Source organism: Kribbella sp. DT2 (genome assembly GCF_049844575.1).
Taxonomy (GTDB): domain Bacteria; phylum Actinomycetota; class Actinomycetes; order Propionibacteriales; family Kribbellaceae; genus Kribbella.
The window spans coordinates 1,396,250-1,421,614 of record NZ_JBNCLH010000001.1 but is presented as its reverse complement, the minus strand read 5'-3'; the positions used below and the strand labels follow the sequence as shown (position 1 = coordinate 1,421,614).

Annotated in this window: 24 protein-coding genes; 13 read left to right on the top strand and 11 right to left on the bottom strand. The window is 70.3% G+C overall.

Annotated features, from left to right (window positions below; translation table 11 throughout):
• Nucleotides 1-18: 18 nt before the first annotated feature.
• From ACLQ2O_RS06755 to ACLQ2O_RS06730, 6 genes are all read right to left on the bottom strand, one after another.
• The gene (locus tag ACLQ2O_RS06755; RefSeq protein WP_425828304.1) at nucleotides 19-948 is read right to left on the bottom strand and encodes a proline dehydrogenase family protein; all 930 of its coding nucleotides are present in this window, start codon (nucleotides 946-948) and stop codon (nucleotides 19-21) included.
• 160 nt (nucleotides 949-1,108) lie between these two features.
• Nucleotides 1,109-2,137, bottom strand: coding sequence for a DUF695 domain-containing protein (locus ACLQ2O_RS06750; protein WP_425828302.1), 1,029 nt, complete (start codon nucleotides 2,135-2,137; stop codon nucleotides 1,109-1,111).
• 41 nt (nucleotides 2,138-2,178) lie between these two features.
• Entirely contained in the window at nucleotides 2,179-2,916 is a 738-nt protein-coding gene (locus ACLQ2O_RS06745) for an ABC transporter permease (RefSeq protein ID WP_425828300.1), read from the bottom strand.
• A gap of 6 nt (nucleotides 2,917-2,922) precedes the next feature.
• Nucleotides 2,923-3,387, bottom strand: a complete 465-nt coding sequence (locus tag ACLQ2O_RS06740) for an ATP-binding cassette domain-containing protein (RefSeq protein ID WP_425828298.1) — start codon at nucleotides 3,385-3,387, stop codon at nucleotides 2,923-2,925.
• 170 nt (nucleotides 3,388-3,557) lie between these two features.
• Complete coding sequence (locus ACLQ2O_RS06735) at nucleotides 3,558-4,415, bottom strand: sugar phosphate isomerase/epimerase family protein (protein WP_425828296.1); 858 nt, start codon at nucleotides 4,413-4,415, stop codon at nucleotides 3,558-3,560.
• 22 nt (nucleotides 4,416-4,437) lie between these two features.
• Nucleotides 4,438-5,370, bottom strand: coding sequence for a Ppx/GppA family phosphatase (locus tag ACLQ2O_RS06730; RefSeq protein WP_425828295.1), 933 nt, complete (start codon nucleotides 5,368-5,370; stop codon nucleotides 4,438-4,440).
• 157 nt (nucleotides 5,371-5,527) lie between these two features.
• Between ACLQ2O_RS06730 and ACLQ2O_RS06725 the strand changes: the two genes are divergently transcribed.
• Nucleotides 5,528-6,268: a hypothetical protein gene (locus ACLQ2O_RS06725; RefSeq protein ID WP_425828293.1), complete on the top strand. Its 741-nt coding sequence runs from the start codon at nucleotides 5,528-5,530 to the stop codon at nucleotides 6,266-6,268.
• On the opposite strand, the gene ACLQ2O_RS06720 is transcribed toward ACLQ2O_RS06725, so the two are convergent.
• The gene (locus tag ACLQ2O_RS06720) at nucleotides 6,183-7,211 is read right to left on the bottom strand and encodes an NAD-dependent epimerase/dehydratase family protein (protein WP_425828291.1); all 1,029 of its coding nucleotides are present in this window, start codon (nucleotides 7,209-7,211) and stop codon (nucleotides 6,183-6,185) included. The two genes, ACLQ2O_RS06725 and ACLQ2O_RS06720, sit on opposite strands and share 86 nt — an antisense overlap.
• A gap of 104 nt (nucleotides 7,212-7,315) precedes the next feature.
• Here ACLQ2O_RS06720 and ACLQ2O_RS06715 point away from each other — a divergent pair, with 104 nt between their 5' ends.
• Nucleotides 7,316-7,948, top strand: coding sequence for a VOC family protein (locus tag ACLQ2O_RS06715; RefSeq protein WP_425828289.1), 633 nt, complete (start codon nucleotides 7,316-7,318; stop codon nucleotides 7,946-7,948).
• 13 nt (nucleotides 7,949-7,961) lie between these two features.
• On the opposite strand, the gene ACLQ2O_RS06710 is transcribed toward ACLQ2O_RS06715, so the two are convergent.
• A complete protein-coding gene (locus ACLQ2O_RS06710; RefSeq protein WP_425828287.1) occupies nucleotides 7,962-9,338 on the bottom strand; it encodes a WS/DGAT/MGAT family O-acyltransferase in 1,377 nt (458 codons plus the stop codon).
• 229 nt (nucleotides 9,339-9,567) lie between these two features.
• Here ACLQ2O_RS06710 and ACLQ2O_RS06705 point away from each other — a divergent pair, with 229 nt between their 5' ends.
• On the top strand, nucleotides 9,568-10,653 hold the full coding sequence (locus tag ACLQ2O_RS06705; RefSeq protein WP_425828285.1) for a S1 family peptidase: 1,086 nt from the start codon (nucleotides 9,568-9,570) through the stop codon (nucleotides 10,651-10,653).
• 43 nt (nucleotides 10,654-10,696) lie between these two features.
• Here ACLQ2O_RS06705 and ACLQ2O_RS06700 read toward each other — a convergent pair whose 3' ends face one another.
• Entirely contained in the window at nucleotides 10,697-12,121 is a 1,425-nt protein-coding gene (locus ACLQ2O_RS06700; protein WP_425828283.1) for a beta-N-acetylhexosaminidase, read from the bottom strand.
• Nucleotides 12,122-12,318: 197 nt separating this feature from the next.
• On the opposite strand from ACLQ2O_RS06700, the gene ACLQ2O_RS06695 reads away from it, so the two are divergent.
• Nucleotides 12,319-13,557: an MFS transporter gene (locus ACLQ2O_RS06695; RefSeq protein ID WP_425828281.1), complete on the top strand. Its 1,239-nt coding sequence runs from the start codon at nucleotides 12,319-12,321 to the stop codon at nucleotides 13,555-13,557.
• Here ACLQ2O_RS06695 and ACLQ2O_RS06690 read toward each other — a convergent pair.
• Nucleotides 13,528-14,412: a GNAT family N-acetyltransferase gene (locus tag ACLQ2O_RS06690; protein WP_425829085.1), complete on the bottom strand. Its 885-nt coding sequence runs from the start codon at nucleotides 14,410-14,412 to the stop codon at nucleotides 13,528-13,530. The two genes, ACLQ2O_RS06695 and ACLQ2O_RS06690, sit on opposite strands and share 30 nt — an antisense overlap.
• A 46-nt stretch (nucleotides 14,413-14,458) precedes the next feature.
• Entirely contained in the window at nucleotides 14,459-14,785 is a 327-nt protein-coding gene (locus tag ACLQ2O_RS06685; protein WP_425828279.1) for a winged helix-turn-helix transcriptional regulator, read from the bottom strand.
• 83 nt (nucleotides 14,786-14,868) lie between these two features.
• Between ACLQ2O_RS06685 and ACLQ2O_RS06680 the strand changes: the two genes are divergently transcribed.
• The 9 genes from ACLQ2O_RS06680 (at nucleotide 14,869) to disA (ending at nucleotide 25,232) form a co-directional block, all read left to right on the top strand.
• A complete protein-coding gene (locus ACLQ2O_RS06680) occupies nucleotides 14,869-15,645 on the top strand; it encodes an MBL fold metallo-hydrolase (protein WP_425828277.1) in 777 nt (258 codons plus the stop codon).
• Nucleotides 15,646-15,654: 9 nt separating this feature from the next.
• Nucleotides 15,655-16,350 (top strand): class I SAM-dependent methyltransferase, encoded by a 696-nt coding sequence (locus ACLQ2O_RS06675; RefSeq protein ID WP_425828275.1) that lies wholly within the window; start codon nucleotides 15,655-15,657, stop codon nucleotides 16,348-16,350.
• A 102-nt stretch (nucleotides 16,351-16,452) separates the two neighbouring features.
• A complete protein-coding gene (locus tag ACLQ2O_RS06670; protein WP_425828273.1) occupies nucleotides 16,453-17,001 on the top strand; it encodes a hypothetical protein in 549 nt (182 codons plus the stop codon).
• Nucleotides 16,998-18,257: an ABC transporter substrate-binding protein gene (locus ACLQ2O_RS06665; RefSeq protein WP_425828271.1), complete on the top strand. Its 1,260-nt coding sequence runs from the start codon at nucleotides 16,998-17,000 to the stop codon at nucleotides 18,255-18,257. Before ACLQ2O_RS06670 ends, ACLQ2O_RS06665 begins: the two co-directional genes overlap by 4 nt.
• A complete protein-coding gene (locus tag ACLQ2O_RS06660) occupies nucleotides 18,257-20,032 on the top strand; it encodes a sugar ABC transporter permease (RefSeq protein WP_425828269.1) in 1,776 nt (591 codons plus the stop codon). Before ACLQ2O_RS06665 ends, ACLQ2O_RS06660 begins: the two co-directional genes overlap by 1 nt.
• Entirely contained in the window at nucleotides 20,029-21,327 is a 1,299-nt protein-coding gene (locus tag ACLQ2O_RS06655; protein ID WP_425828267.1) for a hypothetical protein, read from the top strand. The genes ACLQ2O_RS06660 and ACLQ2O_RS06655 overlap by 4 nt, the downstream gene beginning before the upstream one ends.
• A gap of 77 nt (nucleotides 21,328-21,404) precedes the next feature.
• Entirely contained in the window at nucleotides 21,405-22,817 is a 1,413-nt protein-coding gene (gene radA / locus ACLQ2O_RS06650; protein ID WP_425828265.1) for a DNA repair protein RadA, read from the top strand.
• A gap of 159 nt (nucleotides 22,818-22,976) precedes the next feature.
• Nucleotides 22,977-23,912: a beta-ketoacyl-ACP synthase III gene (locus ACLQ2O_RS06645; protein WP_425828263.1), complete on the top strand. Its 936-nt coding sequence runs from the start codon at nucleotides 22,977-22,979 to the stop codon at nucleotides 23,910-23,912.
• A gap of 225 nt (nucleotides 23,913-24,137) precedes the next feature.
• Complete coding sequence (disA, locus tag ACLQ2O_RS06640) at nucleotides 24,138-25,232, top strand: DNA integrity scanning diadenylate cyclase DisA (RefSeq protein ID WP_337925897.1); 1,095 nt, start codon at nucleotides 24,138-24,140, stop codon at nucleotides 25,230-25,232.
• Nucleotides 25,233-25,365: the final 133 nt, after the last annotated feature.

Sequence of the window (25,365 nt, the reverse complement as noted above, 5' to 3'; positions counted from 1 at the left end):
GGCCCGTTCGGTGCGCGACTACTTCTTGCTGATCAGCGACCGGGCGAAGAACTGCAGGTTCGCCGGGCGCTCGGCCAGGCGGCGGACCAGGTAGCCGTACCAGTCGGCGCCGTACGGGATGTAGACGCGCACGGTGTTGCCCTCGCGGGCCAGGCGGCGCTGCTCGTCGGGGCGGATGCCGTAGAGCATCTGGTACTCGTAGGTGCTCGCGGAGCGGTTGGCGCGGTCGGCCAGCGAGCCGGCGATCGCGATCAGGCGCGGGTCGTGCGAGGCGACCATCGGGTAGCCGTCGCCGTTCATCAGGACCTTCAGGGCCCGGACGTAGGCCTTGTCGACGGCCTGCTTGTTCTGGAACGCGACCGACTCGGGCTCCTTGTACGCGCCCTTGCACAAACGGACGCGGGACCCGGCGTGGGCCAGGTCGACGCAGTCGCCCTCGGTACGGCGCAGGTAGGCCTGCAGCACGGCGCCGGTCTCGGGGAAGTCCTGCCGCAGCTCGCGCAGGATGCCCAGCGTCGAGTCCGTGGTGGTGTGGTCCTCCATGTCGAGCGTCACCGTCGTACCGGCGTTGCGCGCGGCCAGGCAGATGGTCCGGGCGTTCTCGAGCGCGATCTTCTCGCCGTCGCCGGGCAGCGCCTGGCCGACCGCGGACAGCTTCACCGAGACCTCGGCGTTCTGGGTCAGCCCGGCCTCGCCCAGCTGCTTGAGGATCTCCAGGTACGCGTCGGCGGTGGCGGTCGCCGCGGCCAGGTCGGTGGTGTCCTCACCGAGGTGGTCGAGCGTCACGTTCAAACCGTTGCTGACCAGCTTCTCGGTGGCCAGCACGGCCTCCGGAGCGGACTCACCGGCGACGAACCGGGCGACGATGCCGCTGGAGACCGGCAACGACGAGACAGCCTTCTTGATCTGGGGACTGCGGGACACGCCCAGCAGGACTCGCCGAAGCACTCGTGTTCCTCCTCATCGCCCCCTGGCCCCGTATGCCAGGGGTGTCAGCAGGCTACGCGCCTGGACCGGACCGCCCCTAATCGTGTGGCCAGGACCACACCAGTGGTCCGAGTGGTCCGGCCCTCAGCTTGGCGGATCCACCGGGCCTGGAACAAGCGATTCAGCTGCCCAGGTGGGCGAGGTTGTGCCAGCCGGGGTCCTGGGTCGTCCTCAGCGAGACCTCGCCGTGCGGCCAGCCGGTGGTGGCGGCCTGCAGTTGGGCGGGAGCGGGCGTGCTGCCGTCGACGTAGTAGTGCAGTGTGCGGGCTCCTGCGATCGTCTCGTGGGCGAGCAGGCGGCCGGAGTCGCCGAGACGGTTGGTGAGGTGGTCCTCGAGGTCTCGCAGTTGATCGAGCATCTCGGCGTCGGGCAGGCCGTCCTCGCGGCCCGCCGGGTACTCGATCGTGACGCCGACGTGGGTGTCCAGGTGCGGCAGGCGGATCGAGCGCAGCGGCACCTCGGTGGTCGCGATCAGGCGCTGGCCGTCGATCACGCCTTCCAGCAGGCGCCAGGTCGGATCGCCGTCCTCGGTGGTGAACCCGGCGGCGAACTTGGCGACGGTCGGCAGCAACTCACTGATCGGCCGCCCCTCGGCCGGGCGGTCGATCAGCGTCTCGACGGCGCCGATCCAGGTCTCGGTCATCTCCTCGCCGAGCGACAGGTCGAGCAGCAGGAAGGTGATCCGGCGCCGGGCGTCCTCGGACAGCTGCGGAAAAACAGGATGGTGTACGCCGACGTGCACGGCCGCGGCACGCTCGTCCGGGTCGATCGCCACCAGCGCGTCGTCCGACACGACCGGCGGCATCCCCTCGAACTGGATCGTCACCTCCGGCGAGGGACGCCGGAGATCGGCGTACTCCCAGAGCTGGTCCGACGGCGGCGCGGCGCGCAACCACCGGCGAGCGACTGCGCGCGTCGCCGGGTCGCCGGCGGCGGTGACGACGAGCGTGTGCTTGGCGTGCAGACCCGGGCCGAGCTCCCAGTCGAGCCCGCCGTGGATCGCGTTGACGTGCTCGGCCAGTACGGCGGACGTCGACGACGGGTCCTTCCGCGCGATCGCGTCGGCAACCTGCCGGGCGCCGGTGTCGTTCCACCAGCCCCAGAACTCCCCGATCGGATCCACCGACCGCCGCCGCTTGAAGATGCGCATACCCCCATACTCCCTCGCCGGCGGCGCATCCCCCGAAACACTCAGGCCGTACGGCGCCGAAGCGTCGCCGCGCCGAGCGCCAGAGCGGCCAGGATGAACGCCGTCACCACCAGCGCGTCCACGCCCGCCCCAGCGCCGAACCCGTTGCCCGCGGCAACGCCGGCGACCGCGTCGACGGCGTACGACAACGGCAGGACGTCGCTCACCGCGTGCAGCACACCGGGCAGCTGGTCGCGCGGGACCAGTAGCCCGCACAGGAGGATCTGCGGGATCATCACCGCGGGCATCATCTGCACCGCCTGGAACTCGGTCGCCGCGAACGCGCTGGCGAACAGGCCCAGCGCCGTACCGAGAACCCCGTCCAGCACAGCGACCACGCCGAGCTGCCAGGCGGCACCGCGGACGTCGAGATCGAGCGCGACCAAGGAGATCGAGACGACCACGGCGGCCTGGACCACCGCGATCAAGGCGAACGCGAGCGCGTAGCCGAGCAGGAAGTCGAGCTTGCCCATCGGCATCGTGAACAACCGCGCGAGCGTGCCGGTCGAGCGTTCCCGCAGCGTCGCGACCGAGGTCACGATGAACATGACGACCGCCGGGAAGACCGCGAGCAGCGGGCCGCCGACCCGGTCGAAGGTGGACGGCGAGTCGGTGAACATCCACCACATCAGGCTGACCAGCAACGTCGGGAGCACGACGAGCATGGCGACCGTACGGTGGTCGCGGCGGAGCTGAGCCAGTACGCGCGCGGCGACGGCGAAGGTGACCCGGGGCGTCATCGGAGATCAGCGTTCCGGTCGAACGAGGTCGAACGCGACCCGGCGGGGAGCGCAGCGATCGAGCCGTCGGCGATCTTCATCGAGCACCTGCTTCCGGTCGATCAAGGTGAGGAAGGCCTGCTCGATGTCGGCGGTCCCCGCCGCGGCGAGCAGCGCGTCGGGGGTGTCGTCGGCGAGCAGGTCGACCCGCATGCCGGCGTGGGAGCCGAGGTCGACCGCGTCGATCACGCGGGCCACGTCGTCGGCGGGGACACCGAGTACGGCGGCGAAGAAGCGGAGGTTCTCGGTCACCGTCAGGTCGCCGTACACGCTGGGTTCTTGCGTGACGTAGCCGATCCGGCCGCGCAGCTTCGGGGCACCAGCGGGCAGGCCGAGGACCTGGACGTCGCCGGTGACCTTGGCCTGCAGGCCGACGATCGCGCGGATCAGGGTGGTCTTGCCGCAGCCGGACGGGCCGAGCAGGCCGGTCACCGAGCCGGTCGCGAGGTGACACCACGCATCGACGTACCGGAGAAGCCGTTACCGGCAAAGGACTCCCGGGCGGCGGCGAGAATCTCTCCCCGCGTGCCCGGTCCACCAGGTCGACGCCCCCTCCCGGCAGCGCTCGGACCCGGCCCCGTCGGAGGGAGAAACGGAACCCGTCACGGGGTGAGTTCCGAGACCTCGCCGTCCGGGGTGACGGCGAAGCCGGAGTGGCGAGGGGTGGGGGTCGGGACGAAGTGCTTGCGGGTGAAGTCCAGCGACTCGATCAGGTCGACCTCGCGCTCCGACCGCGTCGAGGCGCGGCGGGTGTTGATCTCGACGATGATGTGCCCGCGGAAGTCCTGGTTCGCCAGGCCCTGCAGGAGATCCGCCGCGCGCTGGGTGCCGCGGCCCGGTACCAGGTGCTCGTCCTTCGCGGACCCTGTGCCGTCCGTGAGGTGGACGTGCTTCAGCGTGCTGCCCATCGTCGCCGCCAGCTCGACGCAGTCCTGCTCCGCCGTCGACGAGTGCGAGAGGTCGAGCGTGGTGTGCGCGTACGTCTGCTCGGTCGGGTCCCAGCTCGGCGCGTACGCCTGCAGGCCCTTGCCCGGCGCGCGCCACGGGTACATGTTCTCGACCGCGAACACGATCCCGCTCTCCTGCTCCAGCCGCGCGATCCCCTCGACGAATCCACGCGCGTAGTCGCGCTGCCAGCGGAACGGAGGATGTACGACGACCACGTCGGCGCCGAGATCCTTCGCCGCCTCGGCCGACCGCTCGAGCTTGCCCCACGGGTCGGTCCCCCAGACCCGCTGCGTGATCAGCAGGCAGGGCGCGTGGATCGCGAGCACCGGCAGCTGGTGGTAGTCGACGAGCCGCTTGATCGCGTCGATCTGCGTGCTCAGCGGGTCGATCCCGACCATCACCTCGACACCGTCGTACCCGAGTCGCGCGGACAGCTCGAAGCAGCTGGCGGTCGACTCGGGGTAGACGGAGGCGGTGGACAGGCCGATCTTCGCGGCCGTGCGGGTGCTCATCGGTAGGTGCCTTCGGGGTAGTTCATCGGGGTTGCAGCTGGTCGAGCCGGTTCAGGATGACGCCTTCACGCAGGGCCCACGGGCAGACCTCGAGCGAGGTCACGTCGAACAGGTCCATCACCGCGTCCGCCACCAGCGCGCCCGCGACCAGCTGGGTGGACCGGCCGATCGAGACCCCGGGCAGGTCGGCACGCTCGGCCGCGGTCATCGAGATCAGCTTCGGGACCCAGTCGGTCAGGTCGTCGCGGTGCAGCGAGCGGGCGACGTACGGGCCGTCGTCGGAGGGCGCGGCACCGCAGATCCGGGCCAGCGACCTGAACGTCTTGCTGGTCGCCACCGCGCGCTGCGGCTTGCCCGCCCGCAGCACGTCGCCGGCCACGGCCGCCATCTCGACCCGGATCCGCTTGCGCAGGGACCTGATCTCGTCCTTGTCCGGCGGGTCCGCGTGCAGGCCCTCGCGGGTCAGCCGGCCGGCACCGAGCGGCACCGACACGGCGATCGTCGGCTCCTCGTCGGACCCGGCCGCGATCTCCAGCGACCCACCGCCGATGTCGAACACGGCCAGCCGTCCCGACGACCAGCCGAACCACCGGCGGACGGCGAGAAAGGTCAGCCGCGCCTCGTCCTGCCCGCTGAGCACCTGAAGGTCGACGCCGCTCTCGGCGCGGACCCGCTCCAGAACGGACAGACCGTTCGGCGCCTCGCGCAACGCGGAGGTGGCGAAGGCCAGCACGGACTCGCAGCCCTTGTCCTCGGCCAGCTCGGCCGCCTCCTTGACGAAGGAGACCAGGTGCTCGGCGCCGGCGCGGTCGATGCTGCCGTCCTTCTCCAGGTGCTCCGCCAGCCGCAGTTCGGTCTTGTGCGAGTACGCCGGCAACGGCGCGGCACCACGGTGCGCGTCCACCACGAGGAGATGGACGGTGTTGGAACCTACGTCGAGTACGCCGAGCCGCATACCCCTCACGCTACTGGACACTCGTCCAGACCACGTGCCACCCGGTGAGGTCTTCAAGAGGATCTGACCTGTCACCTACCGTCCGGCAGGCAGAACGCACGGCCCGGTTCGGCGGCAGGATGCCGGAGATCGGTGACGGTGCGCGTACGCTTTTCGGGTGCCTGAGGTTTCTCTCGATTTCCCCCGTGCCTTCGTCGAGTTCGTCGACCCCGACGACGCCGACCAGATCTTCCGCTGCGACCTGACCTGGCTGACGTCCAACTGGACCTGCATCTTCGGCGGCGGCTGCAACGGCATCTACAAGGGCCGCCCGAACGACGGCTGCTGCACGCTCGGCGCGCACTTCTCCGACGACGACGACGAGAAGCGCGTGAAGGGCTACGTCAAGCAGCTCGGTAAAGAGGACTGGCAGTTCCGCAAGGAGGGCAAGGCCAACGGCTGGGTCGAGACCGACGACGACGGCGACCGCAAGACCCGGGTCTGGGACGGCGCCTGCATCTTCCTGAACCGGCCGGGCTTCGAGGGCGGCGCCGGCTGCGCGCTGCACGGGCTGGCGCTCAAGCAGGGCGTGCACTTCGTCGAGACCAAGCCGGACGTGTGCTGGCAGCTGCCGCTCCGGCGTACGTTCCGCGAGGTCGAGCGGCCGGACGGTACGTCGTACACGGAGGTCGGGATCGGTGAGTACGACCGGCGCGGCTGGGGTGCGGGTGGGCACGACCTGGACTGGTACTGCACCGGCAACACCGAGGCCCACGTCGGCGTCGAGGCGGTCTTCGAGTCGAGCAAGGTCGAGCTGCAGACGCTGATGGGCCTCAAGGCGTACGACGTACTGGCCGATCTGTGCCGTCAGCACCTGGACGCGGCCCGGCCGCTGCTCCAGCACCCCGCGTCCAAGTGACCTTCTCGTTGGCGACCAGCCAGTCGATCGCCTCGAACGTGGTCTCCAGCGCGGAGTAGCGCGGGCGGAAACCGAGCAGCCTCGCGGCCTTCTCCATCGAGCAGTGCGGGCTGTGCGCGATGTGGTCGTACGTCGTCTGCGCGCTGCGCTCGTCGACCGTGGCCTTCCACTGCTCGAACGGCTGGTAGCTCAGATTGGCTTCCTGGCCGAAGTGGGCAGCGACGGCTTCGGCGTACCCGCGCAGCGTCAGCGCGCCCTCGGCGACCGCGTGGAAACTCTCGCCGACCGCGACCGAGCGGTTCGCGATCGCGGCCAGGAAGATCCCGGCGACGTCGGCGGCGTGCACGTGCTGCACGGTCTCCAGGCCCAGGTTGGGCAGGGTCAGTTCGGCGCCCTGGGCAAGCTTCTCGAAGACGGCGACGTCGAGGTGGCCGGCCGGGTTGACCGGCGCCCAGCCCGGGCCGCTGATGTGGCCGGGGTGGATCAGCGTGACCGGCAGGCCGTGGCGGCGGGCCTGGTCGAGCAGGTAGGTCTCGATCGCGGCCTTCTGGACTCCGTAGTCCCCGAAGGGTTTGCGGGGCGTGTCCTCGCGGGTCGGGACACTGGCGCTCGGGCCGTGGACCCAGATCGTGCCGCAGTGCAGCAGGTGCTGGATGTTTCCGGTGAGAGCCTCGGCGAGCTGCCGGGCGCTGTCCTCGGTGAAGCAGATCAGGTCGACCACGACGTCGGCGTTCAGGCCGGCGACCCGTTGCCCGAAGGTGCCCGCGGCATCTTCCGCGGCGCGGTCGACCTGGACCAGCTCGACCTGGCTCCACTCGCCGCTCGAGCTGTACGGCGTACTGGTGCCGCGGGTCAGGACGACGACCTCGTGACCGGCCCGGACCAGGCCGGGGACGAGGTAGGTGCCGATGTGGCCGGTGCCTCCGACGACGACTGTTCGCATGCCCCGAGCCTGCCCTGCCCGGTGGCGTTGCCGCAGGTAAGGGTGCCCTTTGCTGCGACACCCCGGATCCGCGCGGATTCGCGGATGGGCCCAGAATGACTGGCATGCGCTTGGATCATCTGTCGTACGCGGCCGGACCGGACGGGTACCGTGCCACCGTCGAGCGGCTGTCCACGCTGCTGGGGGCGGACTTCGTCGACGGTGGCGTGCACCCGCGGTTCGGGACGGTCAACCACATTCTCCCGCTGGAGAACGACCGCTACATCGAGGTCGTCGACGTGCTCGACCACCCGGCGTCGGACAAGGCGCCGTTCGGTCAGGCGGTCCGGGCACGCAAGCAGCTCGGCGGCGGCTGGCTCGGCTGGGTGGTCGCGGTCCGCGACATGGAACGGATGGAGAAGCGGCTCGGCCGCGACGCCGTACCGGGCAACCGGCACCGGCCCGACGGCCAGAACATCACCTGGCGGCAGATCGGCGTGAAGGGTCTGATGGCCGACCCGCAGCTGCCGTTCTTCATCCACTGGGACGACCTCGGCCAGCACCCGTCGGTCGGCGGCAAGGGCATCAAGCTCACCGCCCTCGAGATCGCCGGCGACCCCTCGCGGGTCACCGACTGGATCGGCCACCCGGCCGACCACCTGCTCGACGACCTCGACGTCGCCTGGGTGGGGCCGAACGGCCAGCCCGGCCTGAACGCCGCGGTCTTCCAGACGCCGAACGGGATCGTCAGGCTTTAGTTGCCCTAGGCGCCTAAAGGCGTTCCAGGTCCTGCAGGGAGTCCTCGAGATGACCGAGGAGTCTCTGCAGGTGCGGGACGGTACGGCGGCAGCCGGTGAGGCCGAAGTGCAGCTGGTGGTCGTAGCTGGTGACGCTGATGTTGAGGGCCTGGCCGTTCAGCACGATCGACGCCGGATACATGCCGAGCAGGCGCGAACGGTTCCAGTACAGGGGACTCTCGACCGGGCCGGGGATGTTCGAGATCACCACGTTGTACGGCGGTGGCGTGCGCCCCGCCAGCCCGGGCAGGACCGCGGCCGGCCCGGCCACGCCGAGGCCTAGGGCGCCGATCATCAGGTTCTGCAGTGGACTCAGCTGCGAGAGCATCGTCTTGCCGTAGCTGGTCGAGTCCATCACGCGGCGGATCCGGCGTTCCGGATCGCGCTCGTCGGTGGCGAGGTCGGCGATCAGCGTCGCGAGCGAGTTGCCGCCGCCGGGCCCCTGGCCTTCGAGCCCGCGCAACGAGACGGGCACCATCGCCGTCAATCCCTTGTCCGGAAGGGCGTTCTGCTCGAGCAGGTAGGTCCGCAGCGCGCCGCCGCACATGGCCAGCATCACGTCGTTCAAGGTCGCGCCGGTGATCGCGCGGACCTTCTCCAGCCGTTCCATCGGCCACGACTGCGCGGCGAATCTCCGGGCCCCCGTGATCGACTGGTTGAAGATCGTCCGCGGCGCCTGGAACGCGACCGAAGAATGCTCCATCAGCAACGCCCGGACCGCACTCTTCAAGGCCACCGGCGACAATCCGAGCAGGTCGGGCACGACCCGCACCAAAGAACCGAGCGGCGGCGTTTCCACCGCGCTTTTCGTCCGCACCGAGTACGGCGCCGGCATGTTCGTGCGGTCGGGATCGGTGGTGAGCGTTTCCTGCAGAAACCGCAGCGCACTCACGCCGTCCAGCATCGCGTGATGAATCTTGCTGTAGATCGCGAACCGGTGCCCCTCGACGCCTTCGATCAAATGCATTTCCCACAACGGCCGATGCCGGTCCAGCAACGTTCCGTGCAACCGCGAGGTCAGCTCGAACAACTCCCGGTAACGCCCCGGCCGAGCCAACGCCGACAACCGCACGTGGTACTCGAGATCGATCTCCCCGTCCGGCTCCCACGACCAGTAGCCCAGGTCGACCGCCCGGCGGCGCACCCGCCGCGTGAACACCGGATCGACCGTTCGCGCGCCGACCATCTCCTGGTACAGCCGCGACAGGAACTCACGCCCACCGTCGGGGAACACCTGATCCCGCCCAGCGTCCTCCGGCAGCTCGAACAGCATCACCCCACCGACATGCATGGCCTGCTCACGCGTCTCCCCGAGCAGGAACATCGCATCCAGCGGCCCTACCGCGGTCATCTGTCCTCCCGGCCCGGCTGTCGACGCCTCATCGTCGCCGCAAGCACCCAGCCGGTCTACCCCTGCTCACCGCCGGGAACACTTTTGGTTATCCCATCAGTATCCGAGGAGTCAAGAAACGACAGGTGAAGGACGCTGAGCAGAGACCTGCTCAGTGCCTGCTCAGGCAGGTCCACCCGGCGTACATCTCGGCTGGCGAGGGTTGGGACTCGTCTAGCGAGGAGTGCAGATGCGTAGTAGTCCTGTTCGTCATGCCGGGGCGGTTCTGGGGGTTGGCAGCTTGCTGATCGGTTGGCTGCTGGTTCAGTCGGCCGGACCGGCTGTCTCCGTTCCAGCGGCACTGACCGATCCTGTTCTGGCCTCGAAGTTGGCCACCGACCTCGGCGCCGACCGCACTGGCGGCGCTTACTACGACGACAGCGGCCGCCTGGTCGTCGCAGTCATCGATGAAGCCACAGCAGACGCCGTACTACGAGCAGGCGGGACCCCGCAGGTCGTCAAGTACAGCACTGCAGCGCTGAGCGCGGTCCAGACCGAGCTCGACCAACTGCCCGCCATCCCCAACACCTCCTGGGGCGTCGACCCGAGCACCAACCGGGTGTCGGTCGAGGTCTACGACGGCGTCTCGGCCGCCGACCGGGCCCGGATCGAGGCGATCGCCGCGAAGCGTGGCGACGCCGTACAGATCGAGAAGCTTCCGGGCACGCTCAAGGCGACCGTCGACATGCCCGGCGGCGTCGGCATCAGCTCCTCCGGGAGGGTCTGCACCGCCGCGTTCAACGTCCAGAACAGCGACGGCGACAAGTTCTTCCTCACCGCCGGGCACTGCGTGACCGGCGGCTACCGGACCTGGCGCAAGCGCACCGGCAACGCGCTGCTCGGTGTGGCCACCAGTCGTTGGCAGTTCGGGCCGAGCGACTACGCGGTCATCGACTACACCGGCCCGGGCGTGGTGGCGTACGGGACCGTCTTCTACGACAGCGCGCATCACCAGATCACCGGCTCCCGCTACGTCTCGGACGGGGAGCCGGTCAAGCGGGTGGGAACGATCAGCAAGGACCTTGTCGGAACAGTGCTGCTGCCGAGCACGACCGTCACCTACCAGGACGGGACGAGGCTCGACTACATGATCAAGACGTCCCTGTGCGCCCAGAGCGGCGACAGCGGCGGTCCCCTGTTCAGCGGTACGACCGCCCTGGGCATCACCTCCGGGAGCACCACCAACAGGGCGTGCGACAGCAGCGTGAGCGACGACCGCACCTTCTACGAGCCGGTACAGGCCGTGCTCAACCAGTACGGCCTCAAGGTCTTCTGACGCCGCTCGCCGGTGGAGCGTGCTGCTCCACCGGCGAGTCCGGTCAGTCCAGCGGGCGGTAGTTCAGGCCGAGGACCTCGAGGCGTCGCAGGTGCGGGCGGAGGCGGCCGAGGAACTCGTCGTACGACGTCTTGGGCGAGCCCCAGGCGCGCTCGGCGACGGCGGACAGGCGCGGGAGCAGCATGTAGCCGACCTGGTCGGGGCCTTCCATGTACTCGGTCCAGACGTTGGCCTGGGTGCCGATGATGCGGGCCTGCTCCTCCTCGGTCAGGCTCGGCGGGACGACCTCGAAGTCGTAGACCTTCTCCAGCGGGATGAAGCCGCCGATCGCCAGCGGCTCGGTCTCCGGGTCGCCCTGGTAGTAGTCGAGGTAGACCGACTCGCACGGCGACATCACCACGTCGTGGCCGGCCTTGGCGGCGACCTCACCGCGCTCGGCGCTGCGCCAGGCCATGATGACGGCGTCCTTCGGGCAGTCGGTCTCGACCATCTCGTCCCAGCCGACCAGCCGGCGGCCCTGCTCGATCAGGACCTCGGCGACCTGCGCGGTGAACCAGCCCTGCAGCTGGCTGGCGTCGGTGAGGCCGAGCTCGGCCTGCCGCTTCTGGGCCGCGTCCGACTCGCGCCACTGCACGTCCGGGCACTCGTCGCCACCGAGGTGGATGTACGGGCTGGGGAAGATGTCGAGCACCTCCCGCAGCACGGTCTTCACGAACTCGACGGTCGCGTCGTTGACGTTCAGCACGTCGTCGCTAATGCCCCAGACCTGCCGGACGCCGAGCTGGGTGTCGGGGTTGTTGCCGAGCTCCGGGTACGCCGCGATCGCGGCCTGCATGTGGCCGGGCAGGTCGATCTCCGGGACGATCGTGATGCCGCGCTCGGCGGCGTACGCGACGATCTCGCGCAGGTCGTCCTTGGTGTAGAAACCGCCGTGCCGCTGACCGTCGTAGCTGAACTCGGTCTGGCCGTGCGACATCTTGCCGACCATCGACTCCGGCCGCCAGCCGCCGACCTCGGTGAGCTTGGGGTAGGCCTCGATCTCGACCCGCCAGCCCTGGTCGTCGGTCAGGTGCAGGTGCAGCACGTTCATCCGGTGCAGCGCGATCACGTCGACGACCTTGAGCACGAAGTCCTTCGGCATGAAGTGCCGCGAGACGTCGAGCATCATCCCGCGCCAGCCGAACCGCGGCGCGTCGGCGATCCGGACCGCGGGGACCGCGACCTGGCCGCCGTCGGCCGGCTCGGCGGCGTCGAGCAGCTGCTGGTACGTCGACTCCGCCCAGCGCAAGGCGTCCTCGGAGCCGGCCGACAGCCGCGCGCCGTCGGCGGTGACGTCGATCCGGTACTCGGTCTCGCCGAGGTTCTCGACCACGGACCGGACCGCTTCGGCGGCCGGGTCGGCGGTGATCCAGGAGCCGTCGTCGACGACGAGCTCACGCGGTGCGGGGACGATCGCGATGTCGGGCATCCGGACTCCAGGAGGTCTCTCGAAGAATGGTTCGGCAAGAAGCTTGCAGAATTGACCCTACAAGCCTGCGGCAGGCCCGGAACAGGGCCGGTCCACGCTCTGAACTGCACGCAAATGCCATGTGTGAGCACAATCGTGCAATGCGGCGGCACGCGAAATCCCCTGCCGCGACAACCTTCCGGGTGAGAGGCTGAGGCGTGACCGCCGACGCTCGCCCCCAGGACGTGACCGCTCAGGGTCTCCAGCGCAGGACGCTCCGGGTCCTGGTGGTCAGCAACGTCGTCGGCGGCGTCGCCGTGGCCAGCGGCTTCGCGGTGGCCGGCCTGCTCGCCGAGAACATCTCCGGCTCGACTTCGATGGCCGGACTGGTCGCCACGTCCACCACGCTGGGCGCGGCGATCCTCGCCGTACCGCTGGCCGGTCTGGCCCGCACCCACGGCCGCCGCGTTTCGCTGGCCACCGGCTACCTGATCGCGACCGTCGGCGCGGCGCTGAGCATCGTCGCCGCCCAGATCGATTCGCTGCTCCTCCTGCTGCTGGCCGGCTGCCTGTTCGGCAGCGGGTCGGCCGCCAACCTCCAGTCCCGGTACGCCGCGACCGACGCGGCCGACCCCAAGTACCTCGCCCGGTCCTTGTCCGTCGTGGTCTGGGCGACCACCATCGGCGTCGTGGTCGGCCCCAACCTGACCGGCCTCGGCGGCTCACTCGGTACGTCGGTCGGCGTACTGGCGCTCGCCGGGCCCTACCTGTTCTCGGTGGTCGCGTTCGCGCTCAGCCTGTCGACGGTCTGGTTCGGCCTGCGCCGGCTGCAGCAGTCGACGCCCCGCACGAAGGTCGAGCGCCAACCGCTGGCCACGACCTTCCGCCGGGTGGTCGCGATCCCGGACGCCCGGCTCGGCCTGCTGGCGATCGCCACCGCGCACTCGGTGATGGTCGGCGTGATGTCGATGACGTCGGTCCACCTGCGCCACCACGGTGCCTCGCTGACGATCGTCGGCTTCGTCATCAGCGGTCACGTGGCCGGCATGTACGCCCTGTCGCCGGTGATGGGCTGGCTGGCCGACCGCCTCGGCCGCATCCCCACCATCGGCATCGGCCTCGCCGTACTGGCTGTTGCGATGACCGTCGCCGCGGTAGCCCCCGACGAAGCGCACGGCCTCACCGCACTCGCCCTGGTCCTCCTGGGCCTCGGCTGGTCAGCCTGCCTCGTCGCGGGCTCCACGCTGCTGTCCAACGCGGTACCTGCCGACATCCGTACGTCGGCGCAGGGCCTCTCCGACCTGACGATGGGCGCGTTCGCCTCCATCGCCGGTACGGCGGCCGGCCCGATCCTGGCCGGCCTCGGCTTCCACTGGCTGGCCGTACTCTGCGGGCTGCTGCTGATCCCCGTCGCCCTGACGGCGGCTCTAACCAAGCAGCAGGTGCAGAGTGCGTGAGCCGGGCCGGAAGCCGATGCTCTGGTAGAGCGCCCGCGCCTTCGGGTACCCGTCGTCACCTCGCGGGCACACCACCGCCCTCGTCCCACCTGCTTCACGCAACGCGTGCAGCGCGGCCAGGTTGACCGCCTGACCGAGCCCCCGTCGCCGGTACGCCGTGGCAACGCCCACCGGCTCCACCAGCCCGACCTGGTGCTGCTCGTCCAGCCAGATGAGCGCCGAGGCGACGAACTCGCCCGCCTCGTTCTCCACCACCCAGTCCAGCTCGGCCCGGTAGGGCCAGGTCGACATCACCGCGGCCATCGCTTCCTCACTCATCTTGGACGGCGCCAGGTCCGACCAGGACGCCCGGTGCACCGCAGCGCGCCTCGCCACCTCGTCCGCCCGCACGTGGCGCAAGGTGAGCCCAGCCGGCACGACCGGCTCGTCCAGTGCGTCCAGCGAGATCCAGTGGTGGGTGTAGTACGGCGCCGCGTCGTCCCGGCGGAACCCGGCCGCCACCAGCACGTCCAGCAACTGCTGCTCGGTCTCCAGGACCCCGACCGTCAACTCCGGCCCCTCGGCGGCGTCCCGGAACCAGTCCACGACCGCCTCGGCGAGCTCGGGCCGGTCCGGGGCGACCGCCATCAGCAGGTCCCCTGGCTGCGTCAGCCAGCCCCACGCGACGACCTGCCCCGCGTCGTCGCTCGTTCCCCCGTCACGCCAGACCGCTGTACGCCAGCCGGCAGCCCGCGCCAGGTTGGCACTCCGCTCCCAGGCCAGGTCGCCGATGTGGAGCCGGGACGCCGGGCTCCAGACCCGCTGGGTGAGTTCCTGCATCTCCCTGAGGCCGTCGCGGCCGGCGTACTCGGTCATCTGCACAGGTCGAAGCATCACGGGCGGCACCCGTCGACTCAAGCTCTTATTGCTGCGAGCCCCACTCCCACAGGGCGCGCAGCACCGGGACCAGGTCACGGCCTCGGTCGGTGAGTCTGTAGGAGACGCGCGGCGGATAGGCCGACGTCCGCGTGCGCTCGAGGACCCCCGCGGCGACAAGGTGCTGCAGGCGGTCGGTGAGCACCTTGTCGGACAGCCTGGGCAGACCGTCGCGCAGCTCGGAGAAGCTCCGGTCGCCGTGCCGGAACTCGCCGATGATCAACGCGGTCCAGCGCCCGCGCAGCGTGTCGAGCGCGACGTCGACCGGACAGGCCGGCGGCAGCTCACCGTCCAGCTCCTCGCAGGACGGCATGAGACCAACCGTTTGGTGAGCCACGACGTGCCCTCCTAACTTCGGAAACCGGAGCAACCCCACTTCTACCACTGGAGCGAACCGTGCGAGTCCACTCGCTGAACTGCGGGACGATGGCGTCCGCCGGCGCCGGAGAACCACCGGCCGTGTGCCACTGCCTGCTGATCGAGACCGACGCCGATGGGCTGGTGCTGGTCGACACCGGACTGGGGACGGTGAACCTGAAGGACCCGGCTGGGTCACTCGGCGAGGACTTCCTCGGCTGGGCCCGTCCGGTCCTGCGGTCCGAGGAGACGGCGGTCCACCAGGTCGAGCAGCTCGGATTCGCCGCGTCCGATGTACGGCACGTCGTCGTGACGCACCTGCACCGGGACCACTGCGGTGGGCTGCCCGACTTCCCCGACGCGTCGGTGCACCTGCACGCCGCGGAGCACGAGGCGGCGCTGCCCGGCGAGGGGATCTACCTGAACGCCGCCTACGCGCACGGCCCGAAGTGGGTGACGTACGCCGGACTGGCCGGTGACGAGTGGATGGGCTTCGCCGGTGTGCGGGCGCTCGACGGACTGCCGCCGGAGATCCTGATGGTGCCGCTGCTCGGGCACACCCCGGGCCACGTCGGGGTCGCCGTCCAGAGCGAGGACGGCTGGCTGCTGCACGCCGGCGACGCGTACTTCCACCGCAACGAGCTCCACGACGCCGGTGAGTGGCCCGAGGGCCTGGACCAGTTGCAAGCCCGCGCCGAGACCGACCGCACGCAGCGGCTCGCGAACCGGGACCGGCTGCGTGAGGCCGTGCGGCGACCCGACGGACCGGTGGTGTTCTCGGCGCACGACCCGGTCGAGTTCGCGGGGCGGCCCTAAAATCTTGCCGTGAGCATCGCTGAGGGCGGGATTCCCAGTCCGAACATCTGGCACCACCCGCAGACGTACGAGATCGAGAACCGGGCCGTCGATCCGGACGGCGTGATCGAGCCGGCCATGCGGGCGATCCGGGACTGGGCCGATGCGACCGTGCTGGACCTTGGGTGCGGGACCGGGTTCCACCTGCCGATGTTCGCGCGGACCGCTGCCCAGGTGATCGGGGTGGAGCCGCACGGGACGCTGGCCGACGCTGCGCGGCGCCGGACCCGCCAGCTGGACAACGTCGAGGTCAAGCAGGGTACGGCGCAGCAGTTGCCGATCCCGGACGCGTCCATCGACGTGATGCACGCCCGGTGGGCCTACTTCTTCGGCCCGGGCAGCGAGCCCGGTCTGCTCGAGCTGGACCGGGTGATGCGGCACGGCGGCACGGCGTTCGTGATCGACAACGACGGGAGCCGGTCGACCTTCGGCGGCTGGTTCAGTGCGGCGTACCCGATGATCAAGGCGCCCGAGGTGGAACGCTTCTGGACCTCGCGCGGCTGGCACCGCACGCCGCTGGACATGGGCTGGCGCTTCGAGAGCCGGGCCGACTTCGAGGCCGTGGTGCGGATCGAGTTCCAGCCCCAGATCGCCGAGCGCATCATCACGTCGTACGCCGGTCACGAGGTCGACTACGCGATCAACCTGTGGAGTCGCACGTACTGACAGGGGATCGCCAGACACCCCCTAGACACGCGGCCCGCTGCAGTGGACCGCGCGGCGCCCTAAGGTGAGCATTCGCCACGACCTGGGAGGCGCCTCGCCGGCATGGACGGACTGCTGCTCCATCGACTGCTTCCGGGACTCCCCGACGAGGTGAGGGTCGGCGCAGGACAGCAGCGGTCGCTGGTGCTCGGGACGCGGGCCGAGGCGCGGCTGTGCGCCGACCTGATCACCGGACTGGACGAGCCGCCGGCGAACGCCGCGGTCGAGACCAGCGGGCCGGTCCGGCTCGTACCTGCGGAGGGCGGTCTGCTGCCGCACCTGACCGTGCTCGGCAACATCCTGCACGGCCACATCGCCACCCACCGGGTGACCAGGGAGGCCGCCGACAAGCAGTGCCGGCTCACCGCGAACAACTGCGACCTGGACGACGTACTGCATCGCTACCCGCACGAGATCACCCCAGGGCGACGCCGGCTGGCCGGGCTGGCCCGTGCGGTACGAGCGGACCCGTCGGTGATCGTGCTGGAGGATGCGCCGGGCCTGCCGACCTGGGGGTCGTTGCTGCGACCGGACAACATCACTGAGCTGTGGTCCATCGCGCTGGTGCTGATCACTACCGATGCCGAGCGTGCGAAGGCCTTCGACAGATGACTCGGCGACTCGTGATCAGCCGACGGGTGGTGCTCGCCGGTGCTGCGGCGACCGCCGTGTCCGGGTGCAGTCCCGACGTCCTCGGACTGAGCCGCAGCGTGCGAGTAGCGGTGAGCTGGAGCGGTCCGGAGCTGCGGGCCTTCCACAAGGTGCTGGACGGGCTCGGCAGGCTCGGCTACCCGGTCGAGGTGATCCCGCTCGGCGACGACATCTCCACAGCCTTCGGGGCGCGCTCGGCCCGGCGGCCCGACATCGTGATGCTGCCGCAGCCCGGTCTGGTCCCGCAGCGCCGTGACGACCTGGAGAAGATGCCGTCCGACCTGGCCGACCGAGGCCGGGCCCGGCTGTGGGACGAGCTGCTGACGCATGAAGGATCGACGTACGGGCTGCCCTTCAAGACGGCGCACAAGTCGGCGGTCTGGTACCGGCCGTCGGTGTTCCGTGAGGCGCAGGTGCAGCCGCCGACGCAGTGGGACGAGTGGCTCGAGCTGAACAAGGCCCTGTCGATCGGAGGCATCAGACCGCTCGCGCTGGGCGCAGGGGACGGCTGGGTGCTCACCGACTTCCTGGAGAACGTCCTGCTCGGTACGGCGCCTAGTGCCTACCGCGCACTGGCAGTGGCATCCGACCCGCGCCCCTCCCGCGTCCCGGAGTTCGCGGCCGCGCTGGAGCAGCTGGCAACGATGTGGGCCGCGCCAGGCGCGCTGGCCGGTGGCGTGGAACGCTCGCTGACGCAGCAGTTCCCGGACGCGGTCCTGGAGGTCTTCGGGCACCGCCGGGCCGCGATGGTGGCCGCGTCGGACTTCGCCGAGCCGGTGATCCGTCAGTTCGCCGCTGACCCGGCCGACGTCGGCCTGTTCACGTTCCCGGCCTTCGGTGCGGGAGCGGCCGCACCGGTGGTGGTCGGTGGCGACGTGATGGTGCTGCCGCGCCCGGCCACCGACGACGCGTGGGACCTGCTGCACCGGCTCGCGACACCGGCGGCTCCGGCGCCCTGGATCTCGTCCGGCGGCTTCCTGGTCGACGGGCGCACTACCGGCTACTCCCCTGAGCTGACCCGGCTTGCTGACCAGCTGGTCGCGCCGGAGACCTCGCTGCAGTTCGACCTGTCCGACCGGCTGGGCGAGCTGGGTGGCATCGACGGACTGTGGCGCGTGCTGACCGATCTGCTCGTCCGGGTCGGTACGCGCGGGCCTGACGTCGTACCGGAAGCAGTGCAGCTCGCCCTGACGGAGCTGGCCGAGGTGGAGGGCTGATGGACCTGGGCAGCACCAAGCTGTCGCTCGAGATCGTCGGGCGCACGGTCTCCGGCCGCCCGGTGACCGGTCGGCCGCAGCGGCCGGCAGGCCCTTACCTGCTGGGGATTCCGGCGCTCCTGCTGACCAGTCTGCTGCTGGTGCCGATCGTGATCACCGTGGTCGCGGCGTTTCGGCTGCCGGACGGGTCGTTCGGGTTCAGCAACTTCGCGGTGATGGGCGACCCGGCCGCATTGCACGCCGTACGGAACAGTGTGGCCTGGGTGGCTGTCGCGGTCGCCCTGGTCGTCGTCGGGTTCCTGCTGGCCGTCGTGAGCTACCGACTGCCCGGCCTGTCGTCGTTTCTCCAACCAGCATTGGTGATTCCGTTCGCCGTGTCGGTCCTCGTGTCCGGTGCGACGTTCCGGCTGATCTTCGACTCGACCCCTGAGCGCGGCACCGTGACGGCAGTGTGGACCTCGCTGTTCGGCACCAGCCCGGTGTGGCTCGGACCTGGTCTGTTCTGGCTGGTCCTGGTGTCCGCGTTCGGCTGGACCTGGCTCGGGTACGTCGTGTCGCTGTTCCGCGCCGGCCTGGACGCGATCCCGGACGACGTCAGCCGGACGATCGCTGCCGAGGGCCTGACCGGCCTGCGCCGCTGGCGCGCGCTGGAGATTCCCCTGCTACGGCCGATCACCGGAGTCATCACGCTGACGCTGGTGGTCGCGGCGGTCCGCGTGTTCGACCTGGTGCTGATCGTCGTACCGGGTCCCATGCAGCACGACGCCGACGTGCTCGGCCTCAACTGGTGGCGAGCAACGACCACCGGCGACGGCTCCGGCCGTACGGCGGCCCTGGGCGTCGTCCTGTTCGCCATCGTCGCCGCGGTGGCGGTGATCGGGGTGCGCGGGCTGCGCCGGCGGCGCTGGGCGATGCCGGTGAGCGTCGTACCGGCTGACTCGACGTTGCGCAGACCCAAGCCCAGCAAACGGGTCCGGCGGATCGGGTGGACTGCTGGGTTCGCGGTCAGCCTGTTCTGGATCCTGCCGGCCGTCGTACTGGTGGCTACTGCGCTGCACTCGCCGCGGGAGGCCGGACTGCGTGGCTGGTGGTCGCTGCGCGGGCTTGGACTGTCGTCGTTCGACGCGGCGGCGAGCACTGGGCTGCTGCGATCGCTGCTGTCGACTGTGCTGATCTCCTCCATCGCCACAGTGGTGCTGCTGGTCGTTGCTGTGCCGACGGCGTACCTGGTCGCGTGGGGTGGCCTGCCGACCTGGCTGGGCCGAGTGGTGACGTCAGTGTTCGTGGTGCTGGCCGTGACGCCCGTGCAGATGTACGCCGCGCCGCTGCGGGATGCGATCGACGCGGCCGGGCTCACGGGGTCACGGATCGCGCTGGGGCTGGTGCACGCGTCGGCCGGGCTGCCGTTCGCCGTACTGCTGCTGCGGTCCGCGTTCGCGTCGGCTCCACCGATGCTGGTTGCCGAAGCCCTGCAGGGGCCGGCGCGGCAGAGCGCCGTACTGGCGACTGTGCAGCGGACCTACCGGCCCGCGGTGGTCGCTGTTGCTGTGCTGGAGTTCGTGCTGGTGTGGAACGACTTCATCGTCGGCTTCCTGATCAGCGGAGCCGGTACGACGCCGCTGTCGCTGGTGCTCTGGGGCGAAGCCCGGCAGTTCTCGGCGTCGAGCGGGACGGTCGCCGCGGCGGCCGTGGTCGCGTCCGTCGTACCGGCGGTGCTGATGCTGACGTTCTGGCGGACCGTCGTGCGCGGGCTGACCATCGGGAGCCGGCCGTGAGCACCCCCCACGAGGACAAGCCGAAGTCCGAGCGGCGGCGCAAGGACTTCCTGGGGATCAGTGCGATCGCGGCCGGTCTGCTGTCCGGGCTGGCGAGCGAGAAGCTGTCGCAGAGCCTGGACAGCGGTGGCTGGATCCGGGTGGTCGGCTTCAGCCTGACGATCGCGTTCGTCCTGATCTGGGCGATCTACAACGCGCCGGTCGGGCTGCGGAAGTACCGGCGGTGGCGGGCAGGTGCTGTCGCGGCCAGTGCGCCGTCGGAGCTCCAGGCCGCTGCTGAGGAGGCGGAGCAGTGGCTGGTGGCGCTCGGCTCCGAGGCGGCGGGACTGGCCGCGGCGGAGTGGTTCGAGCTGAACGAGCTACGACTGCGGAACCTGCTGGTGAGCGAGAAGGCCGTGCCCGCGCTGGCTGACGACCTGGCTCGGATCTGCGACGCGCTGGATGCCTGGTACATCCGGCAGGGGCAGGCGGAGGAGCTCCTGGAGCTGAGCGTCTACCTGCTGGGCGTGGCCGACGGCTGCGATCGGCCGGACCTCGAGGAGCTGGCGATAGCGCGGGAGGGTACGGCGTACCGGCTGCTGGATCAGTTGGACCTCGCGATCGCCCGGATCGGGGTCTCTGCCAACGTCGCACCGTCCCGGCGTGGACACAGCCGGACCGCGGCGGCGCTGGAGACGCGGCGACAGGTCGAGTCGGCCCTGGTGCACCTGGCGCGAGCTGAAGACGCTCCTGCGGGCAACGAGCGGGAGGAAGCTGTCGCACACGCTCGTAGCCGGCTGGACGACGCGCGGCTCAGTCGGCCCGGTCCGGACCTTGCGGCGGACGTGGCGATCTCGATCAACCTGGCGATCGTCCAGCTCTACCAGGAGGACGCCGAAGGTGCGCTGGACCACCTGAAGCCTGCAGCAGCTCGGGCAGCGGCTGCTGGTGACCGGAGTGCTCAGGCGCATGCGTTCGAGCTGATCGGGGTGGCCGCGTGGATGCTGAAGCGGCCGGACGAAGCGGCGAAGTGGTGGAGGCGCGCTGAGCACCACTACTCGGAGATCGACGAGCGGGAGGGGCAGGCGCGGTGCCTGCAGCACCTGGGATCGGCTGCGGTCGTTGCGGGCGATCGCACGGGTGGGCGAGAACTGCTGGAGCAGAGCGCGGTACTGCGGACGCACGAGAGCCCGATGCTGACGCACTACCTCGACGTCGCCACGCAGACCGGGCCGGCCGCGGTCGAGCCCGTGGTGTCGCGCAAGGGATCGATCGGCTGGTTGCGCCGCACGATCGAGCAGTGGCGGTTGCGCTGATCGGGGCCTGGCCGCGGTGAACAGCGCGCGGCGCTGGTGAGCCGCGGTTTGTCGGTGGCGTCGCCTAGGTTGTGGGCATGGTGAAGGCGTCGGGGCAGACCAAGTCGAAGGCGGCGGGCAAGTCGCCGTTCCAGTGCACGGAGTGCGGCTGGACGGCGGCCCGCTGGATCGGGCGTTGCGGCGAGTGCCAGGCCTGGGGCACGGTCGTCGAGGTCGGTGCGCCGAAGGCCGCGCGGATCACCGCGGGCGCGGTCTCCTCGCCGGCGATGCCGATCTCGCAGGTGTCCGCGGTCGAGGCCGAGTCACGGCCGACGGGGATCGGCGAGCTGGACCGCGTGCTCGGCGGCGGCGTCGTACCGGGTGCGGTGATCCTGCTCGCCGGTGAGCCGGGCGTCGGCAAGTCCACGCTGCTGCTCGAGGTCGCGGCCCAGTCCGCGCGCAACGGGCACCGCACGCTCTACGTCTCCGGCGAGGAGTCCGCGGCCCAGGTCCGGCTGCGGGCCGGACGCACCGACGCGCTGGTCGACGAGCTGTACCTGGCGGCCGAGACCGACCTGGGCGCGGTCGTCGGTCAGGTCGACGCCGTCGAGCCGTCGTTCCTGGTGATCGACTCCGTGCAGACGATGGCCCACCCAGAGGTCGACGGCGCTCCCGGCGGCGTCACACAGGTCCGCGAGGTGACCGGCGCGCTGGTCCGGCTGGCCAAGGAACGCAACATCGCGGTCGTCCTGGTCGGGCACGTCACCAAGGACGGCGCGATCGCCGGTCCGCGGATGCTGGAGCACCTGGTCGACGTCGTGCTCGCCTTCGACGGCGATCGGCACTCGGGCTTCCGGATGGTCCGTGCGACCAAGAACCGGTTCGGCCCGTCCGACGAGGTCGGCTGCTTCGACATGGTCGACACCGGCATCGTCGAGGTCAGCGACCCGACCGGCCTGTTCGTTTCCGAGCACTCCGAACCGGTCGCCGGCACGTGCGTGACGGTGATGATGGAGGGCCGCCGGCCGTTGCTGGCCGAGGTGCAGGCGCTGGTCGGCCCGTCGTCGGCGCCGCAACCGCGGCGGACGACGTCCGGGCTGGAGTCGCAGCGGGTCGCGATGGTGCTGGCCGTCCTGGGCAACCGGGCGGGCATCAAGCTGCACGATCACGAGGTGTACGTCGCGACCGTCGGCGGGGTGAAGATCACCGAGCCGGTCGCCGACCTGGCGGTCGCGATCGCGGTCGCGTCGTCGGTCACCGACAAGCCGATCCACCCCGGGCTGATCGCGATCGGCGAGGTCGGCCTGGCCGGCGAGGTGCGCCGGGTCGGCGGGCTGGAGAAGCGGCTGGCCGAGGCGGCCCGGCTCGGCTTCACCAAGGCGATCGTGCCGGCCGACGTACCGAACCGCGGCAAGGACCTGAAGCCGCTCGACATGCAGGCCAAGTACGGCCTGCGCGTCTTCGCCGCCGGCGACGTCCGTGCCGCGCTGCACGCGGCGGGCATCCTGTAACCCGGCTCTCCTCCCCCTCCCTCGTCTTTCCCGCCGCTCATCTCCTCACCGCTGTGGCTCCTCTCACAGAGGTGAGACGGGTGTCCACACCCTGATTCGTCATTACGTACTCTGGATGGCGGCCCACCCCTCCCCGCGGCCGCCCACGAAGGAGCCACCATGACCGGATCCAGAGTTGTCGCGCTCGGCCACTACCAGCCCGAGCGGGTGCTCACCAACGCCGAGCTCGCCACGATGGTGGACACCAACGACGAGTGGATCCAGAGCCGGGTCGGCATCAAGGAGCGCCGGGTCGCGGCGCCGGACGAGCAGGTCGACGAGATGGCCTGGCGGGCCGCCGAGAAGGCGATCGCGAACGCCGGCCTCGACAAGGCCGAGATCGACTACGTCGTCGTCGCCACCTGTACGGCGATCGACCGCTCCCCCAACATCGCCGCCCGCGTCGCCGCCCGCCTCGGCCTCGGCCACCCGGCCGCGATCGACATCAACACCGCCTGCTCCGGCTTCAGCCACGCCGTCGCCACCGCGGACCACGCGATCCGCGCCGGTGCGGCGTCCAAGGCACTGGTGATCGGCGTCGAGAAGCTGACCGACTTCACCGACTGGACGGACCGGACGACGTGCGTGCTGGTCGGCGACGGCGCCGGCGCGCTCGTCCTGGTCGCCGGCGACCAGCCGGAGGTCGGGCCGGTCGTGTGGGGTTCGGTGCCGGAGATGTCGGACGCCGTACGGATCGAGGGCGACGGCAAGTTCGCGCAGAACGGGCAGAGCGTCTTCCGCTGGACCACGACCCAGTTGCCGGCCATCGCCAAGGAGGTCTGCGAGAAGAGCGGGATCGCCCCCGAGGAGCTCGGCGGTGTCGTGCTGCACCAGGCCAACCTGCGGATCATCGAGCCGCTGGCCAAGAAGCTCGGCGCGATCAACGCGGTCGTCGCGCGGGACGTGGTCGAGTCCGGCAACACCTCGGCGGCCAGCATCCCAATCGCCTTGTCCAAGCTGGTCGAGCGCCGCGAGATCCCGGTCGGAGCCCCGGTCCTGTTGTTCGGCTTCGGCGGCGGCCTGTCGTACGCCGGTCAGATCATCCGCTGCCCCTGAGACTCGCCGTACGGCGGCAACGAATTTTCCGCCGACCTTGTGCGGGCCGCTGAGGGTTTCCGGCCCTGCACCGTTCCGGAAACCGGGCCCGCACGCGGGAAAATATGTTGCACGCGTCGGGTGCACATTCGGATGCACGGGCGTTTGCAAGCGCCCGGGACAGGAGCCGTCGCTCCGGGGCTATTCGCTCACACCACGCCGCCGACCCGCATAGACTCAGGGATCGTGGCCCCGAATTCCGACAAGAACAGCACCAACGCCCGGATGCGCGCGACCCTCGCCGCCGTGGCGCCTGGTACCGAACTGCGCGAAGGCCTGGAACGAATCCTGCGCGGGCGCACCGGCGCCCTGCTGGTCCTCGGACAGGACAAGGTGGTCGACTCGATCTCGACCGGTGGGTTCGAGATCGAGGTTCCGTTCACCGCCACCGGCCTGCGTGAGCTGAGCAAGATGGACGGCGCGATCATTCTCGACCGCGACATGAGCCGGATGCTGCGCGCCGCCGTGCACCTGATGCCGGACCCGTCGATCCACACCGAGGAGACCGGCACCCGGCACCGCACCGCCGACCGGGTCGCCCGGCAGACCGGCTTCCCGGTCATCTCGGTGTCGCAGTCGATGCACATCATCGCGCTGTACGTCGACGACCAGCGCTACGTGCTGGAGGACTCCGGCGCGATCCTGTCCCGCGCGAACCAGGCACTGGCCACGCTCGAGCGGTACAAGCTGCGCCTCGACGAGGTCTCCGGCACGCTGTCGGCGCTGGAGATCGAGGACCTGGTCACCGTCCGGGACGTCGCGGCCGTCGCGCAGCGCCTCGAGATGGTCCGCCGGATCGCCACCGAGATCGACGGTTACGTGGTCGAGCTCGGCACCGACGGCCGTCTGCTCACGCTGCAGCTGAACGAACTGGTCGCCGGCGTCGCAGGCGAGCGCGAACTGGTGGTTCGCGACTACCTGCCGCCCGCGACCGGCCGCCGGGCGAAGACGGCGGACGACGTACTGCTGGAGCTGGACGCGGTCAGCCCGACCGACCTGCTGGACATCGGCCAGGTCGCGCGCGCCCTGCAGCTCGGTGGGGCCGAGCAGCTGGACGCCGCCGTCACCCCACGCGGGTACCGGCTGCTCGCCAAGGTGCCGCGCCTGCCGGGTGCGGTGATCGACCGCCTGATCGAGCACTTCGGCCACCTGCAGAAGCTGCTGGCCGCGAGCATCGACGACCTGCAGACCGTCGACGGCGTCGGCGAGAACCGCGCCCGCACGGTCCGCGAGGGCCTGTCCCGGCTGGCCGAGTCGAGCATCCTCGAGCGCTACGTCTGAGCTGGTACGACGCAAAAGACCGCGGCCCCGGTGGATCCCACCGAGGCCGCGGTCTTTTGCGTCAACGGACTTGCTTCCACCGCAGCGAGCGAGTAATACTCCAGGTGGAATAGTTCGCACGGAATAGTCGGAG